Annotated in this window: 15 protein-coding genes; 4 read left to right on the forward strand and 11 right to left on the reverse strand. The window is 47.4% G+C overall.

Annotation, left to right across the window (positions count from 1 at the left end):
• Window positions 1-41 precede the first annotated feature (41 nt).
• Window positions 42-368 (forward strand): DUF1801 domain-containing protein, encoded by a 327-nt coding sequence (locus LZD49_RS09150; protein WP_234667039.1) that lies wholly within the window; start codon window positions 42-44, stop codon window positions 366-368.
• On the opposite strand, the gene LZD49_RS09155 is transcribed toward LZD49_RS09150, so the two are convergent.
• Together LZD49_RS09155 and LZD49_RS09160 are read right to left on the reverse strand one after the other, a co-directional pair.
• The gene (locus LZD49_RS09155) at window positions 349-549 is read right to left on the reverse strand and encodes a YwbE family protein (protein WP_234667191.1); all 201 of its coding nucleotides are present in this window, start codon (window positions 547-549) and stop codon (window positions 349-351) included. The two genes, LZD49_RS09150 and LZD49_RS09155, sit on opposite strands and share 20 nt — an antisense overlap.
• An 11-nt stretch (window positions 550-560) precedes the next feature.
• Window positions 561-2,801: an FUSC family membrane protein gene (locus LZD49_RS09160; RefSeq protein ID WP_234667040.1), complete on the reverse strand. Its 2,241-nt coding sequence runs from the start codon at window positions 2,799-2,801 to the stop codon at window positions 561-563.
• A gap of 240 nt (window positions 2,802-3,041) precedes the next feature.
• Between LZD49_RS09160 and LZD49_RS09165 the strand changes: the two genes are divergently transcribed.
• Window positions 3,042-3,635 (forward strand): HPP family protein, encoded by a 594-nt coding sequence (locus LZD49_RS09165; protein WP_234667192.1) that lies wholly within the window; start codon window positions 3,042-3,044, stop codon window positions 3,633-3,635.
• 54 nt (window positions 3,636-3,689) lie between these two features.
• On the opposite strand, the gene LZD49_RS09170 is transcribed toward LZD49_RS09165, so the two are convergent.
• Together LZD49_RS09170 and LZD49_RS09175 are read right to left on the reverse strand one after the other, a co-directional pair.
• Complete coding sequence (locus LZD49_RS09170) at window positions 3,690-4,214, reverse strand: ferritin (RefSeq protein WP_234667041.1); 525 nt, start codon at window positions 4,212-4,214, stop codon at window positions 3,690-3,692.
• Between the two features lie 621 nt (window positions 4,215-4,835).
• Window positions 4,836-6,506, reverse strand: a complete 1,671-nt coding sequence (locus LZD49_RS09175; protein ID WP_234667042.1) for a glutamine--tRNA ligase/YqeY domain fusion protein — start codon at window positions 6,504-6,506, stop codon at window positions 4,836-4,838.
• Window positions 6,507-6,610: 104 nt separating this feature from the next.
• Between LZD49_RS09175 and truA the strand changes: the two genes are divergently transcribed.
• Complete coding sequence (gene truA / locus LZD49_RS09180; RefSeq protein WP_234667043.1) at window positions 6,611-7,354, forward strand: tRNA pseudouridine(38-40) synthase TruA; 744 nt, start codon at window positions 6,611-6,613, stop codon at window positions 7,352-7,354.
• Between the two features lie 6 nt (window positions 7,355-7,360).
• On the opposite strand, the gene LZD49_RS09185 is transcribed toward truA, so the two are convergent.
• The 4 genes from LZD49_RS09185 to LZD49_RS09200 all read right to left on the reverse strand — a co-directional run bounded on the left by LZD49_RS09185 (window position 7,361) and on the right by LZD49_RS09200 (window position 13,845).
• Window positions 7,361-8,953 carry an aldehyde dehydrogenase (NADP(+)) gene (locus LZD49_RS09185; protein ID WP_234667044.1) on the reverse strand — a complete coding sequence of 531 codons (1,593 nt, stop codon included), beginning with the start codon at window positions 8,951-8,953 and terminating at the stop codon, window positions 7,361-7,363.
• Between the two features lie 111 nt (window positions 8,954-9,064).
• Complete coding sequence (locus LZD49_RS09190; protein ID WP_234667045.1) at window positions 9,065-10,027, reverse strand: MoxR family ATPase; 963 nt, start codon at window positions 10,025-10,027, stop codon at window positions 9,065-9,067.
• A gap of 57 nt (window positions 10,028-10,084) precedes the next feature.
• Window positions 10,085-11,458, reverse strand: a complete 1,374-nt coding sequence (locus LZD49_RS09195; protein WP_234667046.1) for a peptidylprolyl isomerase — start codon at window positions 11,456-11,458, stop codon at window positions 10,085-10,087.
• Between the two features lie 95 nt (window positions 11,459-11,553).
• Window positions 11,554-13,845 carry a peptidylprolyl isomerase gene (locus LZD49_RS09200; protein ID WP_234667047.1) on the reverse strand — a complete coding sequence of 764 codons (2,292 nt, stop codon included), beginning with the start codon at window positions 13,843-13,845 and terminating at the stop codon, window positions 11,554-11,556.
• Between the two features lie 351 nt (window positions 13,846-14,196).
• Between LZD49_RS09200 and LZD49_RS09205 the strand changes: the two genes are divergently transcribed.
• A complete protein-coding gene (locus LZD49_RS09205) occupies window positions 14,197-14,679 on the forward strand; it encodes a hypothetical protein (RefSeq protein ID WP_234667048.1) in 483 nt (160 codons plus the stop codon).
• Window positions 14,680-14,691: 12 nt separating this feature from the next.
• On the opposite strand, the gene LZD49_RS09210 is transcribed toward LZD49_RS09205, so the two are convergent.
• From LZD49_RS09210 to LZD49_RS09220, 3 genes are all read right to left on the reverse strand, one after another.
• Entirely contained in the window at window positions 14,692-15,081 is a 390-nt protein-coding gene (locus LZD49_RS09210) for a VOC family protein (protein WP_234667049.1), read from the reverse strand.
• Between the two features lie 41 nt (window positions 15,082-15,122).
• Window positions 15,123-16,310 carry an acyltransferase family protein gene (locus LZD49_RS09215; RefSeq protein WP_409021306.1) on the reverse strand — a complete coding sequence of 396 codons (1,188 nt, stop codon included), beginning with the start codon at window positions 16,308-16,310 and terminating at the stop codon, window positions 15,123-15,125.
• Window positions 16,311-16,438: 128 nt separating this feature from the next.
• Window positions 16,439-18,160, reverse strand: a complete 1,722-nt coding sequence (locus LZD49_RS09220) for a GMC family oxidoreductase (RefSeq protein ID WP_234667050.1) — start codon at window positions 18,158-18,160, stop codon at window positions 16,439-16,441.
• Window positions 18,161-18,202: the final 42 nt, after the last annotated feature.

Consider the following 18,202-nt stretch of genomic DNA (forward strand, 5'->3'; position numbering starts at 1 on the left):
CCTAAACCGGAAAACTATTGCGGGAAATCGATCGCTATTTCATGGAAAAGCCGGAACCGACGCGGAGTTGCCTGCTGGCGCTGCGGCATCTTGTATTGAACTTTGATTCGCAAATTCAGGAAGTTTGGCAATACAAAATGCCTTTTTACAAACTCGGTACCAAGCGGCTTTGCTATTTATGGGATGACAAGAAAACCGGTCGGCCATATTTGGGCATTGTAGACGGATTCCTGTTACGACATCCGTTGCTCGTAGCTGAAAAGCGTTCCAGGATGAAAATATTGCTGATTGATCCGGCCAAGGACCTGCCGCTCGAAACGATTCGTGAAATATTGGAGCAAGCTGCGGCTAATCTTCGGCTTCAATAGTTTTCACGCGCCCGATCTCTCCCGACTCCAGCCGTACCTTAATGCCATGCGTATGCACAGGTGCTTTTGTGAGAATATCTTTCACAATCCCCTGGGTCAGTTTTCCACTGCGCTGGTCTTTTTTGAGCACGATCGAAACAGCAAGTCCCGGTGCAATATTTTTTCTTTCGGTGCCTGACAATAAAGCCATGTTTACGCTACTTTCGCAGGTTTTATTTTTTGAACAATTTTGATTTCGTCGATTGAAATGGTGCTGATCAATTCGAAAAGACCATTAATCGTTTTTAAGTCTGAAAGCATTTTGCGCGCCGGCGACTGGTCGGCCTTTTCAATGCCTAACTCCTTGATTTCTTTTTTACGTTTGGCGAGCAATTCGACCAGTCGCTGGTTTTGAGGTAGCGATTCCCTTGCAATTTCGAGGCTATTACCGGTTTTCCCATCAATAATGTCCATAGCAGCCTGTAATTGCCGGTCGATCTGCCGGATCATCATTTCAAATTCCACTGAAAATTCGGAGTATTCCAACGTCTGCGCATAAGTGGAAAGTGACGCGATGTAGGAAGTGAGCATATGGCTCGTCGCGACGAACTGGTGGTATTCCTCCATATTCATTTGCTGCCGCTTCGGTTCGGAAAGCATTTTCTGGAAATTATCGGAAAGGTTGGCCATCGCGATGATCGCATTTTTTCTCAATATCTTCAATTCGTTAATATCCAGTTCCTTGCCTGTGAATTTGGCTGCAACCAGATCGAAATAATTCCGGTTGGCATTCACAGCCTCTTTCATATACTGCTTGATCTGCGAATGTTCCCAAACCGGCAGCACATAGGAAGAAATGATAAAGGCGATTGCCGACCCGATCACCGTATCGACTACCCGGTCTTGCAAAACGGCCGTCACATGTTGCGGATTGAGGAAATGGAACGACAGGATCACATATAAGGTAATGCTGATAGACGCGATGAAATAATTGATTTTCAGGAAACTGTAAGCAAGGATCATCGCAATCATCATCAGGATGAACAACGGCGTGCTTTCATTAATAAGGTAAAGAAAAAGGAACCCGAGGGTTACGCCCACAATGGTTCCGCCGATCCGGTGAATGTTCCGCTGCTTGGTAATGCTGAATGCCGGTTTGAGGATCACCGCAATCGTCAGCAATATCCAGTATCCATGTCCGACAGCAAAGAACAATGAGGCAATATACCCGGCTAGCAAACCGAGCGTAACCCGCACTGCGTGCCGGAAATGGCTGGATTTTAATGAAAGATTGTCGAGCAGAATACGCGGATGATAGTCTTGCTTAGGCGTGAAATCTGCGGCTTCAACGGTCAGCTTATAATCTTTGCTGACATCGGCTTCATATTTTGTGGCTCTATGCAGTTTTTTGACGCGTTCGGTAACGTCCTGTAAGCTGTTCAGAATCTGGCGCAACATGATAAAATCCTCCATGTTGTCATGGTTCATCTTATGTTCGCGCATACGCTCGAAAGCACGCTGGCACTTGTTGAATGCCTCGTCGAGATCGTGGCGCGGATGGGACGCATAACCACTTTGAATAGCCAGACCGATTTGCTGGATTTCAGCAGCAAGCCAGGTAATGTAAGTTCCGAATAGCCGCAATACCTTGGTATGGTCGAATGCGCGGTGCAGGTTGGAATAATTCTGCTGTGAGTTGAGAATGCGCTCGAACAGGTCGATGCTATCCAGGAACATCAGCATCAGAATGCGGCTTTTAGTCGTCGATTCGGTTACGATCTCCCGCGTTTTGAAGAGGATTTCGCGAAGGTTTTCATGATTTTCACGAAGTATGACCTGCTGATGGACCATCCGGTTAAATAGCTCGTCATAGTTTGGATTGGCAAAATAATAGCCGGCTTTGATAGAGAGCAGTTTGCCCAGCTCAACAAAATTCTCGCCCAATAGCTGCTGGATGAGTTTGTAAGGCAGCAGCTTTTGTAAAACCATAAACAATATAAAATACCAGATTCCACCCGCAGAAAATATGGCCGCGGTCCGGAACACCATATCGCCGCTCAGATGATCGTCAATGTTAAATACAAAAACCAGCAGCGCGATTAGCCCGATACTGTTCACGCGGTTGCCATAAACGCCTACCAGCGAGAAGAACATGCCGAAGACGATGATCTCCAGGAAAATGATCAAATGGAAATGCCGGAGATAGCCGGTTATAAAAGCAACGACAAAACAGGTTCCGATCGCCGCGAGTAACGCATTTCTTCTTCTGTGATAAGGACCGGGATTGTCTGTTCCACCGATGAGCAAAGTGCCGAGCGGAAATGCAATCATCTCACTCAGAACACCATAATGATTGAAAATGAGACTTGGAATAACCGTCCCGAGCGTTAGACGTACACCGGTCGACAGGTAATGGCTGGAAATAAATTTTTTGAACTCGTCGAGGTAATTCATGAGTCAGGTCACGGTGTACTATTGCAATACTACTATTTTAAATCTCACAACCAACAAAAGGTGTACCAAATTTTGGACGTCTATCCGCCGGAGCGAGGGGCGAACCCAGGCTGTTTTTAGTATCTTTGAGAGGGAATAGGAGAGGCTATCGGTAGGTACTTCTGACAGTTCCGTTAATTTTCGAACCATTGCTATCCCGTTATAGTTCTATTTTACACGACTTCAACCAAAAGTTTTCAAATTTTGAGAAAAAGGATCAGACGTAACGCAAGATTGGTCCGTTACGTAGTTTACAAGGAAACATTAATAGACTTCAAAGATCATTTCTGGACTTTTGTAGGGTCATTTTTAGGCATTGGCCTAGTCGGCTTGCTTAACGATCAGAAATTCACCGATTCCGACTCATTATTCCTGATAGGTTCCTTTGGCGCATCGTCGGTACTGATTTATGGCATTGTGAACAGCCCGCTCGCACAGCCGCGTAACCTCATTGGCGGACACGTATTATGTGCGCTCGTTGGCGTGACGGTCCATAAGATCATTCCCGATCAGATCTGGCTTTCGTCTGCCTTCGCCGTCTCTATTTCAATTGTATTAATGCAAGTGACCAAAACTTTGCACCCACCAGGCGGCGCCACGGCCCTAATCGCTAATATCGGATCGGAGAAAATCAAAGCGTTGGGTTATATGTATGTCCTAAGCCCTGTGCTGAGTGGTGTCCTGATCCTGCTTTTCGTCGCTGTGGCGGTCAACCGGTTCGCGGCGCATCGCAAATATCCTGCTAACAAAAACTGGTATAAAGTGTGGGAGCGAAAGTATTTCACAAGGGTTTGAAACAAAAATAGCTGCTCTTTCGGGCAGCTATTTTTGCATTATAAAGAATCTATATTATTCGTCGTGACCGATTTTGGCAACGGCTTTATCTATTTCATACAGGCCTGTCCCTTCTTCGCCGATTACATCGAACAGCTCAATTGCGCGGCGCGCGTTGTCTTCTTCCTCGATTTGCTCGCTTACGAACCATTGCAGGAAATTTTCGGTGCCATAATCTTCTTCTCTGCGGGCTGCTGTTACAATGCGGTTGATCGATTGCGTTACTGCAATCTCGCTTTGAAGTGCTGTTTCAAACACGCTTCTGAAAGTAGGATATTCTTGCTTCACGCCTGAAACTTCGGGAGAGATCGCTGTACCGCCAACTGTCATCAGGTAGTTGAAGATTTTCAGCATATGGCCGCGTTCTTCGTCGGATTGTTTGAGGAAATAGTTGGCGCTGCGTTTAAAACCATTGCGGTCACACCACGATGCCATTGCAAGGTATTTGGCAGAAGCTTCGGCTTCCATCTTCACCTGGTTGTTCAAAAGTATCTCTATTTCCTCTTTGAGGGAAGTACGTGCTCTAAGTAAGTCTTTCATGATGTTGCTTGTTTATTCGTGTCTTAACAAGTGCAAATATCATGCGAAAGTTCATGATTCCAAATCATTTTAGATATTTGGAAACGGTCTAATGTAGTCTTAATGAGTTATTTAGACTAATTCTCGTTCGGAAAAGAGAACTTGGTGTAGCATGGAGTTGAGTTCGATCGCGAAGTGTGTACCGTTTACAAGTTCGCGCAACTGAATCACTTCGCACAAAGTCATTTTGTGCGCAATGTTCAATCTAGGGGCTTCAACGAACTCATAGTCAGACTCGTCGGAGAGATCAAAAATTTTGCTGTGGATATCGATGCTGTTAATAAACCGGCGAAAACTTAGAAAATCCAGAATTTTGAAAGAGGCTTGAATTTCACCAAAGTGAAGAATAATTCGGGAAGTTAAATCACACTGTACGCTGTGACCTTTCGCGGTACTGAACAATTCATTCTGGGTATTCACTGACAGCAAGGAATTTGAATCGTGGAAATTGTTGCACAAAGATAGATTCAAACTTTTTGCCAAGCAAGTTATTTGTAAACGATCTAATTAAAAGAATTCAAACCAACCAATCTGCACCCTCTGCCGTCGGCCTAAGCCGACGGAAAAGATTGATTTCTATTTTCAATTTGCGGTCTTCGCCCAGTTATCCCGCAACGTCGCCGTCCGGTTAAATACAAGCTTTTCCGCAGTGCTATCCGGATCTTTCGCGAAATAACCTTTACGTAGGAACTGGAAGGATTCACCTTCACTTGCTTCGAGCAATGCAGGTTCGGCGTAGCCGGTAATGATATGCAATGAATCGGCGTTCAGGTAATCCTTGAAATCGCCATCTTCGGAAGACGGGTCTTCAACGGAAAACAAGCGATCATATAAACGTACCTCCACTTCCAAAGCATGCGCAACAGAAACCCAATGTAAGGTTCCTTTTACATTAATGCCTGTGGTATCCTGTCCGCTTTTGCTGTTTTCGATGTAGGTACAGCGAACTTCGGTGATTTCACCGTTTTCATCTTTCACGAAATCATCGCATTGGATAATGTAAGCGCCTTTCAACCGGACCATTTTTCCAGGGGCAAGTCGGAAGTATTTCTTCGATGGCGTTTCCATGAAGTCTTCCTTTTCGATGAAAATCTCGCGTGAAAATGGAATATCCCGATTACCTGTCGAAATGTCTTCGGGGTTATTTTCGCTGTGGCACATTTCGGTGACGCCCTCCGGAAAATTGGTAATGACCACTTTCAAAGGATCGAGCACAACCATTCTGCGCAATGCCTGCTTATTAAGGTCTTCACGCACGCAGAATTCCAACAGTCCGACATCGACTATATTTTCGCGTTTTGCAATGCCGATGCGGTCGCAGAAATCGCGGATACTGAATGCCGTGTAACCTCTTCGACGCATCCCGCTGATCGTCGGCATACGCGGGTCGTCCCAGCCGCTTACGTGTCCTTCCTGCACCAGTTGGAGCAACTTGCGCTTGCTGGTCACGGTGTAATTCAGGTTACGGCGTGCAAATTCGTATTGATGTGAAGTGTAAATGCCCAGTTTTTCGATCAGCCAATCGTACAGCTCACGATGCGGGGCAAATTCCAAAGTACAGATCGAATGCGTGACCGTTTCGATGGCATCGCTTTGACCGTGCGCAAAGTCGTACATTGGGTAAATGCACCATTTGTCGCCCGTGCGGTGGTGGTGCGCATGCTTAATGCGGTACAGGATGGGATCACGCATAAGCATATTGATGTGTGCCATGTCGATTCTGGCGCGTAATGTACGGCTGCCGTCGGGGAATGCACCGTTTTTCATTTGTTCGAAAAGTGCAAGATTTTCCTCTACGCTGCGGTTCCGGTACGGGCTGTCTTTTCCCGGTTCCGTGGGCGTACCTTTCAACGTGGCAATCTCTTCCGAAGTGGAGTCGTCGACATAGGCCAGGCCTTCGTTGATCAGCTTGATCGCGTACCCGTAAAGCACATCGAAATAGTCTGAAGCGTAGTGCTCGTTCTCCCATTCGAAACCCAGCCAACGGATGTCATTCTTGATATTTTCAACAAATTCGGTGTCTTCTGTCACCGGATTCGTGTCGTCAAATCGCAGATTGGTATAACCCGGAAATTTCTTGGTCAGCCCGAAATTCAGGCAAATGCTGGTAGCATGCCCAATGTGCAGATAGCCATTAGGTTCGGGTGGAAAGCGTGTGATAATCCGGGTATATTTTCCTGATTGCAGGTCAGTGTCAATAATCTCCTCGATAAAATTCAGGCTTTTCTCTTCTTTTTTCTCTTCCGTAATCATACTAAAATGAAATTTTCCAATTTTCAAAGTTAACCTTCTTCCTGCAAATTCCGCAATCGGCTCCGCGAAATCGTAAATCCGGAGGTTTGGCTTAATTTTGCGACATGCGCTATTTTCTAGAATTCAGTTATCGGGGTACGGCTTATAACGGCTGGCAGAAACAGAACAACGCATTGGGCGTCCAGGAAGTCCTGGAAACGGCCCTGGCGAAAATCCTGAGAATGCCCGTTGAGCTCACCGGTAGCAGCCGTACAGATACGGGTGTCCATGCAGAACAACAATTTGCCCATTTTGATTTGCCAGAAGCGGTTGCCGACACCGATTTGTTTGTATATAAACTCAATGCACTGATTCCAAGGGATATCGCCGTCCAACGGCTGATCCTCGTCGGAGATGAAGTACATTCAAGGTTTGCGGCGACGCACCGCAAATATGAATACCGCATTACGTATCAAAAGAGTCCATTTCTGACTGACCTGGCATGTCAGATGAGGCCAAATCTTGATGTAGCGCTAATGAACCAGGCGGCTGCATTGCTGCTCGTTCATAACGATTTCGAGAGTTTTAGCAAGATCCACACGAACGTCAATAATTTCCGTTGTACCATCAATGAGGCCCGCTGGGTCGAAACGGGGGTAATGCTGGTATTTCATGTCAGGGCTAATCGTTTTTTGCGGGGTATGGTGCGGGCGTTAGTGGGCACAATGCTTGAAGTGGGGCGGCGCAAGATCACGGTCGATGATTTTGAACAGATAATCCTTTCCCGAAACAGGAAAAATGCCGGAGCGCAAGCCCCGGCAGAAGGTTTGTTTCTGGTGGAAGTCGGTTATCCAGACTCGCTGTTTTAGGATTATCTAAATGCTATCCCTGGTTTGCGCATTATCCACCAATCTGAGAATTCCCAACGGATTATCGTTCTTTAATTCGTCCGGCAAGAGCGAATCCGGCCAGTTCTGGAACGATTGCGGCCGGACGAAACGCAATATCGAATGCCTGCCAACCGAAGTAAATTTCGAATCCGCAGTCGCCGGGAATGGCCCACCGTGATGAATGGAGGGGCAAACTTCGACGCCGGTAGGGACGCCATTCATAATAAAGCGGCCGGAAATCCTGGCTAGTTGCCGCACGATCTTCGGATATGCTTCAATCTCCGACTCTTCAGCAATCAGTGTTGCTGTAAGCTGCCCTTTCAAATGTGAAACCGCTTCATAAAGTTCCTCAGTATTTTCACAAACGATCAATAAAGAAAAAGGCCCGAAAACTTCTTCGTGCAATTTGGGATTGGCAATGAAATCTTTTCCGGAAACCATTGCAATGGACGCTTCCGCCTGGTTATCACCCTCCGCATGTTTATCCGAAATGGCTAATACCGACACATTAGCCTGTTCCAATGCTTCCCCACGTAGCTTGTTGTAGTTTTTGCAAATACCAGCCGTCAGCATGGTGGCGGAAGGAGTGTTCAAAATTTCCGCTTTATATGAATTTTGAAATAAATCTAATCCCTCTGTTTTTGTAATAAATACCAATCCGGGATTAGTGCAAAACTGCCCCGCACCCAGGCTTACCGAGGCTGCCAGTATTTTTCCGAGATTTTCTGCATTGTTTTTCAAATATTCTGGCAAAACCACGATGGGATTCACACTGCCCATCTCCGCGAACACAGCAATAGGTTCTTCGCGCTCCTGGGCTAGCCGGTAAAGCGCCATCCCGCCTTTGTACGAGCCCGTAAATCCGACAGCCTTGCTCACCAGATGTTTGACCAATGCTGCCCCGACTTCAAAACCATCATCATATAGCATCGAAAAGGTTCCCTCAGGCATGCCAGTACGACGGGCAGCGCTTAAGATAGCTTGCGCGGTCAGATCGCTCACGCCCGGATGCGCGGCGTGAGCTTTCACAATAACCGGGTTGCCAGCCGCCAACGCTGGTCCGGTATCCACGCCGGCGACGGAGTAGGCGAATGGGAAATTGCTCGATCCAAATACGATCACTGGGCCGATCGGGACGAGCATTTTACGAATATCCGGCTTTGGAACCGGAGTCCGTTGAGGCTGAGCCGTATCGATGGAGGCATCTATCCACGAACCTTCACGAAGCAAGTCAGCAAATTGGGTAAGCTGACTGATCGTCCGGGCACGTTCGCCTTGCAGACGTGCAATAGGCAACCCGGTTTCAAGGGTGGCACGTTCGAGCAATTGATCACCCAGAGCCAGTATTTCTTCGGTAATGGCGATAAGAAAATCGGCACGTTTCGCAGCCGGGACTTGGGCGTAAGCATCAAATGCCTCTTTGGCCAGTTCCATGGTGCGATTTACTTCGCCGATGGTAGCACAATGAAATGCTTCCGGAAGAAATGAGTCGGTCGCAGGGGCATATGCCTGGAACTCGCGCTCGCCCTCTGACGATAGCGCGTATCCTATGAAATTTTTACCTTGAATGGTCGCCATTTTGATGATGTGGAATAGTGATTAGCTTAAAAAACAAAAGTTTGTGCCATCCTCAGATAACACAAACCTAATATGTTGAAATAGTAAATTCTACTGATCCGAAAACCGGTTTTACAACAGTCGTCCGACAATATCGTCCACTGAAATGCCTTCGGCCTCTGCTTTGAAGTTACGGATAATGCGATGACGCAATACAGGCAATGCAACCGCTTTCACATCCTCAATATCAGGGGAATATTTGCCCGACAGTAATGCATTACATTTCGATGCCAGGATCAATGCCTGAGAGGCGCGCGGACCGGCTCCCCATTCGAGATAATCGTTGGTATCTTTAATAGCCAAACTGCCGTTCGGACGTGTTTTATGAACCAGTTTTACAGCATACTCAATTACATGGTCAGTCACGGGAACGCGGCGGACGAGATGTTGGAAATCGGTGATTTCTTCCGCGCTAATGACTTTTCTTACATCATAGCGGCTATCGGTGGTCGTGCTTTTAACAATATTCACTTCCTCCGCATAAGACGGATAATCGAGCTGGATCATGAACATGAAACGGTCGAGCTGTGCCTCGGGCAGGGGATAGGTGCCTTCCTGCTCAATGGGGTTCTGAGTAGCGAGTACGAAGAATGGGCGGTCGAGCGGATGCTTTGCACCGGCAATGGTAACCGAATATTCCTGCATCGCTTCGAGCAATGCCGATTGCGTTTTAGGCGGCGTCCGGTTGATCTCATCGGCGAGGATAATGTTCGCGAAGATCGGGCCTCTGATAAATTTGAAATTGCGGTTTTGATCGAGCGTTTCCGAGCCGAGAATATCGGAAGGCATCAAATCGGGCGTGAACTGGATCCGGTTGAAATTCAAGTCTAGCGAAGATGCGATGGTTTGGATGAGAAGTGTTTTCGCCAGTCCCGGAACGCCTACCAGCAGGCAGTGCCCCTGGCAAAAAATGGCGGTGAGTAATCGTTTTACAACTTCATCCTGTCCGATAATCACATTCCCGATTTCACTCCGGATTTTCTCATAAGCTATTTTCATAGCTTCGGCAGCTTCTACGTCCGATGAATACTTCACGTTATGTTTGGTTAGATTTTCAACTCGTTTAAAAGCAATGATTACCGACGTGCGCTGCTATAAGTCGTCTCCGTTGGCGGCCAGCCCCAATACTTTACAATTTCGGTATTCGGGCTCGATGCTGATAAATACATCGCCCTGCGCTTTCTTGAACCATTCTTCGAGCGCATTGTTCCGCTTGTTGCTCAGTACAATCTGAGCCATTTTTTCATAATCGTCGTGCAAATTTGCAGTATGAGGTTCTGATTTACTCTTATACCAAAGAATACGCATAGCGCTACTACCATCTTCCAAACGATAGGATACCGGCAAGCTGAGGTCTCCCACTTTCATGGTGTCGATCGCAAAATACAAGGCCGGGTCCATGGAAGCGTCGAGCGTCAGTTTTGAGAGCCCGGTACTTCTGTCCTGGATCAATCCGCCTGATTCGGAGGTTTCCTTGTCGTCAGAATTATCCAAAGCTGCTTTTGCGAATTTCAATGTATCGGATTTAATGAGCACGCGCAGGCTGTCGAGCGCCCGGGTGGCCTGTGTCATATCCGTTCCCTTATTATAATCCGGGCGAAGGAGAATGTGCCGCGCATGATATTCAGCGCCGCGGGTTTCAACGAGTTTGATCAGGTGAAATCCGAATTGCGATTCTATTACGTTTGACATTTCACCGGGTTTGAGCGCTAATGCTGTTCCTTCAAACTCAGGTACCATCTGACCACGCTTCGCAAAGCCCAAGTCGCCTCCTACTTTGGCTGAACCAAGGTCTTCGGAGTAAATCTGAGCGAGCATTGCAAAGTCTTCCCCTTTTTCAGCACGTGCCTTCAAATCCTGCAGTTGCTGCCTCAGCTTTTCCTTTTGCTCGCGGGTAACCATTCCTTTCTTCACAATATGCCCTACTTCCACTTCAGATGGGATGTATGGCAAGCTGTCTTTGGGAATGGAATTGAAGAATTTACGGACTTCGGATGGAGTGATTTTGACGTTCCCCGAAATAGTGCGCTGCATCTTCTCGACAATCTTCTGGTCTTTTACCTGCTGACGAAGTTCGTTCTTGAGATTTTCAATGCTTTTACCATAGGCTTCCACAATATTTTTCTCCGAACCGAAACGCTGGATCATATAATTCATCTTCGCGTTCAGTTCACCATCGACCTCCTTGTCTTCCACCGTCACGGAGTCGATCTCAGCTTTCGCGAGCAGCATTTTATTAATGATGAGGGACTCGAGGAGCTGGCATTTCTCGGGGGCACCTCTTCCTTCGGCCTTGTACTGGTTATACATTTCTTCCAACTCCGAATTCAGGATGTAATGGTTATCCACCCTGGCGATGATCTTGTCCAGGCTCACTCCCTGCTGACCTTGTCCGTAGCTTATCACGCTGAAAACGAGCATGAAAATGGCTACTAAGTGAGCCCCGATCCATTTATTTACTTTCATATTCTTCCTTGTATGCTGATTTGGATTATTGCGGGTCTTAATCTACTAAACGCTTAAAAATGAATTGAATTCGGTTTACAAATGCTAAAATACGGCTATCGCTTAATTTTTTCTAATTCCTGTGCATTGACTTTCACCGGGAATTTTTCCTGCAAGCGGCCCACCCATTGCTTTTCGAGCTCTTTCTGGTAGTCGTTGATCACACTTCCACGCGCCTCTAAAAATGTTTTTGGGCGTGGAGGATCGATTTTCGCCACATTAGCCCATAAGAATGCTCCACTGGTATTCGCCGTCTGCTCGCCCGCCTGCCATTTAAATGAGGAAAACAATGGATCGTTTTTTGGGAAATAACCCTCCCGGATTGTCACCGCTCCCGGAGTATCTGTGTTATAAACCTTCTCCACATCATTTTTCGACTGGCTGTAAAACTGGAATGCAACCCTGCGGTTACGCTCCGGTTCGGCCGATTGCCGGAAAGAACCGTAGTCTTTTTCTATGATACGCAGAATTGGGATGTTTCGTGCATTTAAATATTTCACCACATTGCGGACACGTGTCGATGAAGTGATCTCCGGTTCGTCGGCGGAGCGGTATCCGGCTATCTCGACCACATAATCCGCATTTTTTTCCATGATTATGTAAAGATCATTTAAGGCGTCGAGCTGCTCGTTGCCGATCTCGGCCGAGTTGGCGGGGAATAACAGTTCTTTTGATTTCCTTTCAAGCTTGTAAGGACTCGTTGCCAGTGTTTTCTTCACGTTGTTCAAAGTCTGCGTGTCTTTCGCCGCCACCACGGTAGCAAGTGCGCGCGCAGGATAATTGTAACGCTCTTTATTTTTTTCGTAGAAGTTCCGCTGACCAGTCGAATCCGAAAGTGAGCGCTGCCACACCTGCTCTTCCATGATCTGCGACAGCAAAACGCCTTCGCGGATTTCGTTCATCAGGCTGCGGAACTCGGGATTTGTTTCTTCTAAGTGCTCCTTTTCATATTCAGTCAGCGCGTCGGCCATGTAATCGTTGTAGAAACGTCTGAAAATGACTTCGGGTGACGCATCTTTTGGGCGGGGTGCCTGCTTACGTTTTACATAATTTAGGAACGACAATGCCTCATAAGGCCGCTGCCCGATATGGAAAAGTGTTACCGTTGACCAATCCGCGGAGACGGCGCGTTGATAGTCCCATTTGCCGGTACGAAGCGTGCTGTCAGCCAATACTGCTACCAGTTTCCATTGGTCGGCTCCTTCTTGAACGGCATATTTCTCGCGCAGGCGTTTTGCATTGGCTTGTTCTATTACTTTGCCACGTGAGTCGGTCACGACTTTCTTTCGTAGCATGGGCGCCATGTTTGCAAATGTTTCGATCGGGCGTTTTTCTACCAGGCGAATAATGTGCCAGCCGTATATCGTAAGCACCGGTTTCGAATAGGATTGCGCGCGTGTTAAGGCGAATGCCGCCTCTTCGATCTCTGGTACCATTTGACCAATGCCGAAAATGGGCAGCAGTCCGCCGTTTTTCCTGGACTCGCGGTCATCGGAATATTTATCAGCCACCATATTCCAGTCTGCGCCATTCTGCAACTGCGAATAGGCCTCGTCGATCCGCACCTTGGCCGATTCTTTTTGGGCCGACGTTCCCGCCGTATCAACTTTCACCATGATGTGCGCAATGCGCACCATGCCCCGGTTGGAGCGACGGTCGTTGACTTTAATAAGATGATAACCGGCCTTGGTTCTGACGGGTTGTGATATTTTGCCTACCGGCAATGCGTAGGCGGCCGTTTCAATGGGATATAGTGTTTGGAATGCTGTGAAATAGCCCAAATCACCTTTCGTAGTCTTCGCCGCGGGATCTTTTGAGAACCGGGCAGCCATATCGCCAAAATCAGTGCCCTCTTCCAGCCTGCCACGGAGCGCTATCGCCGCGCGGTGCGCTTCCAGCGTGTCAGCGGGTGAAGCATCTTCCGAAACGCCGACAAGGATATGCGATGCGCGTACTTCCTGTTTCAGCCGGTTATAGGCTTCATTAGTTAATTTCTCTACAAGTTCTTTATCGACTAACTGGTTTTTCGCGAGCTGATCGCGGTAAGAAGTGATTTCCTCCCGATAATCGAGTGTCGTATCTTTCCCTTCGGATTTGGCTTGCAGTACTTTGATTTTCAGGTCGGTATAAAGCGATAGGTATTCCTCCGGCGTCAACGCTTTCGTTGAATCGGATGCGAATTTGTTTTTATTGTAAGAATCCTGGTAGTCATCGAGGGAGAATCGCTCACTGCCTATTTCGAGCAGGGGCTGGGTCTCGGTCGCCGTTTGCTGGGGTGGGGCCGAAGTTTTGCATGCACTGACAAGGGAAATCGTAACGAGACCAATATGGAACTGGATTTTGGACATATTCAGAAATTGTATTATTAGGCTATCGCAGCTTGCTTAGTTTAAACCGCGGGAGCGCTCAAATATTGTTAAGCCAGCAAAGTTAGCCGCTTTCTGGTCAGTACAAAAAAATGCGATCTGCTATGTAAATCCCTCATTCTACATTTCCCCATTTTCGGTTGCATAGCTATGGTGAATTTTACCCAAAAATTGCACCATATTTTGTGCCCGATATTTTAAAAAAGGGTGATTAAGTGTTTTTTATGACTTAAAGAGGATTAAGTATTTAAATACCCGTAAAACAGCCAATTAGCGAAAGGTTGGTATAGTTTTTGAAGAATTTATTCTACAACGCTTTAACAATTACAGCATATGGAAGAGAGCAAGGGAAAAGAGTTTATTCTGATGATCCGGGCGTTATGGAATGAGCAGAAAAAGAGGGAAATCCTGTACCTGGAAGCATTAAAAATGGATGGTATGGGGCCATTCAGGAGGTTGCTAAGCCAGGGCCACGTGAGCGCAATTCTTTTTCAAAAAGAGATTAGAGGAGTTTACGATTATTTCAAATGCTTCCTGAACGATAAGGAGTTAGTGGATCATAACCAGATCGCGGCGCGGACATCGGTTCAAATGCTCGAAAATGTGAATGGCAAGGAAGAGGTTGCCTCTTGTCTGAAAAAAATAGAAGCGGCCGTTATTCAACTCTACAAATCCCTTGGGCGCTATCTTGAGATGGAGCCTGAAGCACAGCGTCTGATGGACGAACACCTCGTCCGCACTTCGGAGTTCTACGAAATGTTGTGCAAATACGAATCTGGCGCGCGACGTAGTTACGATCTTACCGCTGCGGCCTAATTACTTTCTTCATTAGATTTCATATAATTCAATTGGCAGATCGTCTGGATCGGCGAAGAATGTAAATTTTTTGCCGGTGAATTCGTCTACCCGGATCGGTTCGGGAAAGATGCCTTTCGCATTTAAATTAGCGATCGCCTCTTCCACATTTGCTACTTTAAAGGCAATATGCCTCAGCCCGCAAGCCTCCGGGCGTGATACGCGAGGAGGTGGGGAGGGAAAGGAAAACAGCTCAATGATATATTGCCCATTCAACGACAGGTCCAGCTTATATGAATCCCGCGCCTCTCGGTAAACTTCACGATCGATTTGAAATCCCAGAATTTCCGTATAAAACCGTTTTGATTTCTTGTAGTTTGAGGAAATGATTGCAATATGGTGTAAGGCCTGAAGTTGCAGCATGTTTAAGCATTTGAATGTGTCGGCAAAGATAGGCGAGGCGGTCAGATCTTAATGAAAATCTTCTTTTTGTACATCCAGTGCAGAATCAGCCATTCAATGAGCAGGATCAGTGCGCCGCTGACCAACGGGGCATAACTTTCCCCAAAAACGGCATCGTAATGCTGCCCAAGGTGTATTTTGAAGGATTCCCTTATGAAACTCCCGAAACCATCGGCGATGACGTATGCCGCGATAGAATTGGTTCCAATCACGATGAGCCAGAAAAACCAAGATTTTCGGCCATTAACGTCAACAATAAAATAAAATGCAGACAGCAGCAGAAACGCGCATCCGCCGCTAAAAAGTGTCCAGGCAGGTGTCCAGATGCGTTTAACAATTGGGTTAAGGCCCATAAAATGAAACAATAATGCGAGTACGAAAAGAATTGCGGCTGTCACTGCGTACCGTTTTAATAGCCATTCCGGCGACATTGCTGATTTCAGCCACTTACCGGCAATTAGTCCTAATGTCATAGTCCCGAGTGTTGGAATGAAGCTTAATGTGCTGTAACCGCCTCCATTGTACTGGAATGGTTTTTCACGCGGAAACAGGTTCATGAACCACCGATCGAAGGCCCAGGCAGCATTGGTGTTTTTGTTCCAATGTGCGGCAAAGCCTTTGAGGTGATGTTCCCAGTCGGCCGTGGTGCCGGTTTGCGACCAGTCAAAATCGGAGCCGGGAAGCGGGTACATGGCAAACAAAGCCGCATAGCTAATCAGAATGGCACTTAGTGCAGCCCACTGGATTTTCTCGGTAGCAAATCCCAATGCAAAAAGAATCGGATAACCGAGACCGATTTGCGTTAATGTGTCTTCAAATGTGAAATTGGTCTGCTCCGAATGCATGGAGCGAAGAAAAATACCCAGCAAAATCAAGATCAGCGAACGACGGATCGTGTGCAACCACATCACGCCTACATTTTGGTTCTTGCTTGTGCGACTGGCCATCGAATACGGCAGTGCTACGCCCACCAGAAACGAAAACGAAGGCTGAATGAGATCATGTAACGAACATCCTACCCACTCCACATGACTTTGGTGGAAATCCATAAATGCCCAAAAGGCGCTTTCGGGAAATGCTTCGGCCACTCTGCCAAACCGTAGCACCTCGGCCATCATCAGGAACATTACAAATCCGCGGTAGGCGTCCACAGAAGAAACACGTTGAGGCAGCGTAGCAGTATCTTTCAAGGTCAGGTTGTTTAGGTAAAGGTTTAATGGAATACTGATAAATGGCGGTAATGGGTTACATCCAAAAAGAAAAAACCTCACAGGATTTACCTGCGAGGTTTTTTTCGTTGTCGGGATTGAATATCCTTTTATACATTCATCTTTTTCAACTCTTTCACTGCGTGGTCTGCTGCGCGGGCTGTCATTGCCATATAAGTCAGTGAAGGGTTCACGCACGAGGCCGAAGTCATGAATGCTCCGTCGGTAACATACACGTTCTCGGCACCCCAAATCTGGTTATGCTTGTTCAGGACAGACGTTTTAGGATCATTGCCCATACGCGCCGTACCCATTTCGTGGATACCGATACCCGGGTGTTTCGACTCGTCGTTGTAAGGCGTCACGTTTTTCAAGCCGGCTGCTTCCAGCATTTCAGCAGCGTCGTTCATCATATCCTGGCGCATTTTCTTTTCATTTTCACCGTAAGCCGCATCGAAAACGACCACGGGTAATCCCCATTTGTCTTTTTCAGTTGCATGCAATGTGAAACGGTTTTTCTCGTCGGGGATCATTTCGCCGAAGCCACCGATGTTCATATTCCAACCGCCTGGCTCAGAGAGTGACTTTTTGAAATCAGCTCCAAAGCCTTCGGTGTCTACGCCACGGCCCCAGCTTTCACGGCTCGCGCCGCCTTGGTAGCCAAATCCGCGGACGTAATCGCGCTTGTCGTCGCCCCAGTTGCGGTAACGTGGAATGTAAATACCGTTGGCACGACGTCCAAAGTAGTATTTATCTTCAAAGCCCGGCATTTCACCTCTTGCCCCTACGGCGAGGTGGTGATCCATAATGTTACGCCCAAGCTGATCGCTGTCATTGCCCAATCCGTTTGGGAACCGCTTCGACTTAGAGTTCATCAAAATTGAAGCGGAAGCAATTGCCGACGCGTTCACGAATATGATTTTGGCAAAATATTCCTTCGTCTCAGCGGGATTATTCTGGTCAATCACGCGGACGCCGGTTGCCTTGTTCAATTTATCATTGAAGATCACCTCGGACACGATCGAGTCAGTAATGAGCGTCAGGTTACCGGTTTTTTGTGCTGCTGGCAGCGTCGCTGCCTGTGTGCTGAAATAGCCGCCGTACGGACAACCGCGCATACACATGTTACGGAACTGGCACGCGGCGCGTCCAAGTTCGGTGTGAAATGGCTGTGGTTGGGTAAGGTGCGCCGCGCGGCCCATGATCATGTGGCGACCGGCGAATTTCTTCTCTACTTCACCTTTTACGTGTTTCTCCACGCAGTTCATTTGCATAGGAGGCAAGTAATTGCCATCTGGAAGTACATCAAGACCATCCTTAGCGCCGCTGATGCCTGCGAATCTCTCCACGTAGTCGTACCACGGAGCAACGTCCGCATAGCGTACCGGCCAGTCGATGCCGATACCTTCTTTGCCATTCGCTTCAAAATCAGCTGCATTCAGCCGGTAGCTCTGGCGTCCCCATAGCAAGGAACGGCCACCCACGTGATATGCGCGGATCCAGTCGAACTTCCGGGTTTCCAGGTAAGGATTTTGCTTGTCGTTTTCGAAGAGATAACGGTGCTCTTCGTTGGCGGTGTAACCTGTACGGATCCCTGCCCAGTATTCTTCTTTCGCCTGTGTAGTTACCCGCCCGCGATGTTCTAGTTCCCAGGGGGCAAGTGTAGCTGTTTTATAATCGACAATATGCTTGATGTCTCTTCCTCTTTCCAGCATCAGGACTTTCAATCCCTTTTCCGTCAGCTCTTTTGCGGCCCATCCGCCGCTTATTCCCGAACCAACCACTATCGCGTCATAAGTGGCTTGTTTTGTTGCTTTTAAGTTCAGATTCATGATGAATGCTTCAAAAATTTTGACAATATGGCCGTTCACCGG

This window comes from Dyadobacter sp. CY261, assembly GCF_021440085.1.
Lineage (GTDB): Bacteria > Bacteroidota > Bacteroidia > Cytophagales > Spirosomataceae > Dyadobacter.

Bases quoted from the DNA above. Each gene is read 5' to 3' on its own strand.
- LZD49_RS09150 (WP_234667039.1), top strand. From the start codon at position 42: ATGGAAAAGCCGGAACCGACGCGGAGTTGCCTGCTGGCGCTGCGGCAT.
- LZD49_RS09160 (WP_234667040.1), bottom strand. From the start codon at position 2,801: ATGAATTACCTCGACGAGTTCAAAAAATTTATTTCCAGCCATTACCTG.
- LZD49_RS09170 (WP_234667041.1), bottom strand. From the start codon at position 4,214: ATGAAAGACTTACTTAGAGCACGTACTTCCCTCAAAGAGGAAATAGAG.
- LZD49_RS09175 (WP_234667042.1), bottom strand. From the start codon at position 6,506: ATGATTACGGAAGAGAAAAAAGAAGAGAAAAGCCTGAATTTTATCGAG.
- truA (WP_234667043.1), top strand. From the start codon at position 6,611: ATGCGCTATTTTCTAGAATTCAGTTATCGGGGTACGGCTTATAACGGC.
- LZD49_RS09185 (WP_234667044.1), bottom strand. From the start codon at position 8,953: ATGGCGACCATTCAAGGTAAAAATTTCATAGGATACGCGCTATCGTCA.
- LZD49_RS09195 (WP_234667046.1), bottom strand. From the start codon at position 11,458: ATGAAAGTAAATAAATGGATCGGGGCTCACTTAGTAGCCATTTTCATG.
- LZD49_RS09200 (WP_234667047.1), bottom strand. From the start codon at position 13,845: ATGTCCAAAATCCAGTTCCATATTGGTCTCGTTACGATTTCCCTTGTC.
- LZD49_RS09205 (WP_234667048.1), top strand. From the start codon at position 14,197: ATGGAAGAGAGCAAGGGAAAAGAGTTTATTCTGATGATCCGGGCGTTA.
- LZD49_RS09210 (WP_234667049.1), bottom strand. From the start codon at position 15,081: ATGCTGCAACTTCAGGCCTTACACCATATTGCAATCATTTCCTCAAAC.
- LZD49_RS09220 (WP_234667050.1), bottom strand. From the start codon at position 18,160: ATGAATCTGAACTTAAAAGCAACAAAACAAGCCACTTATGACGCGATA.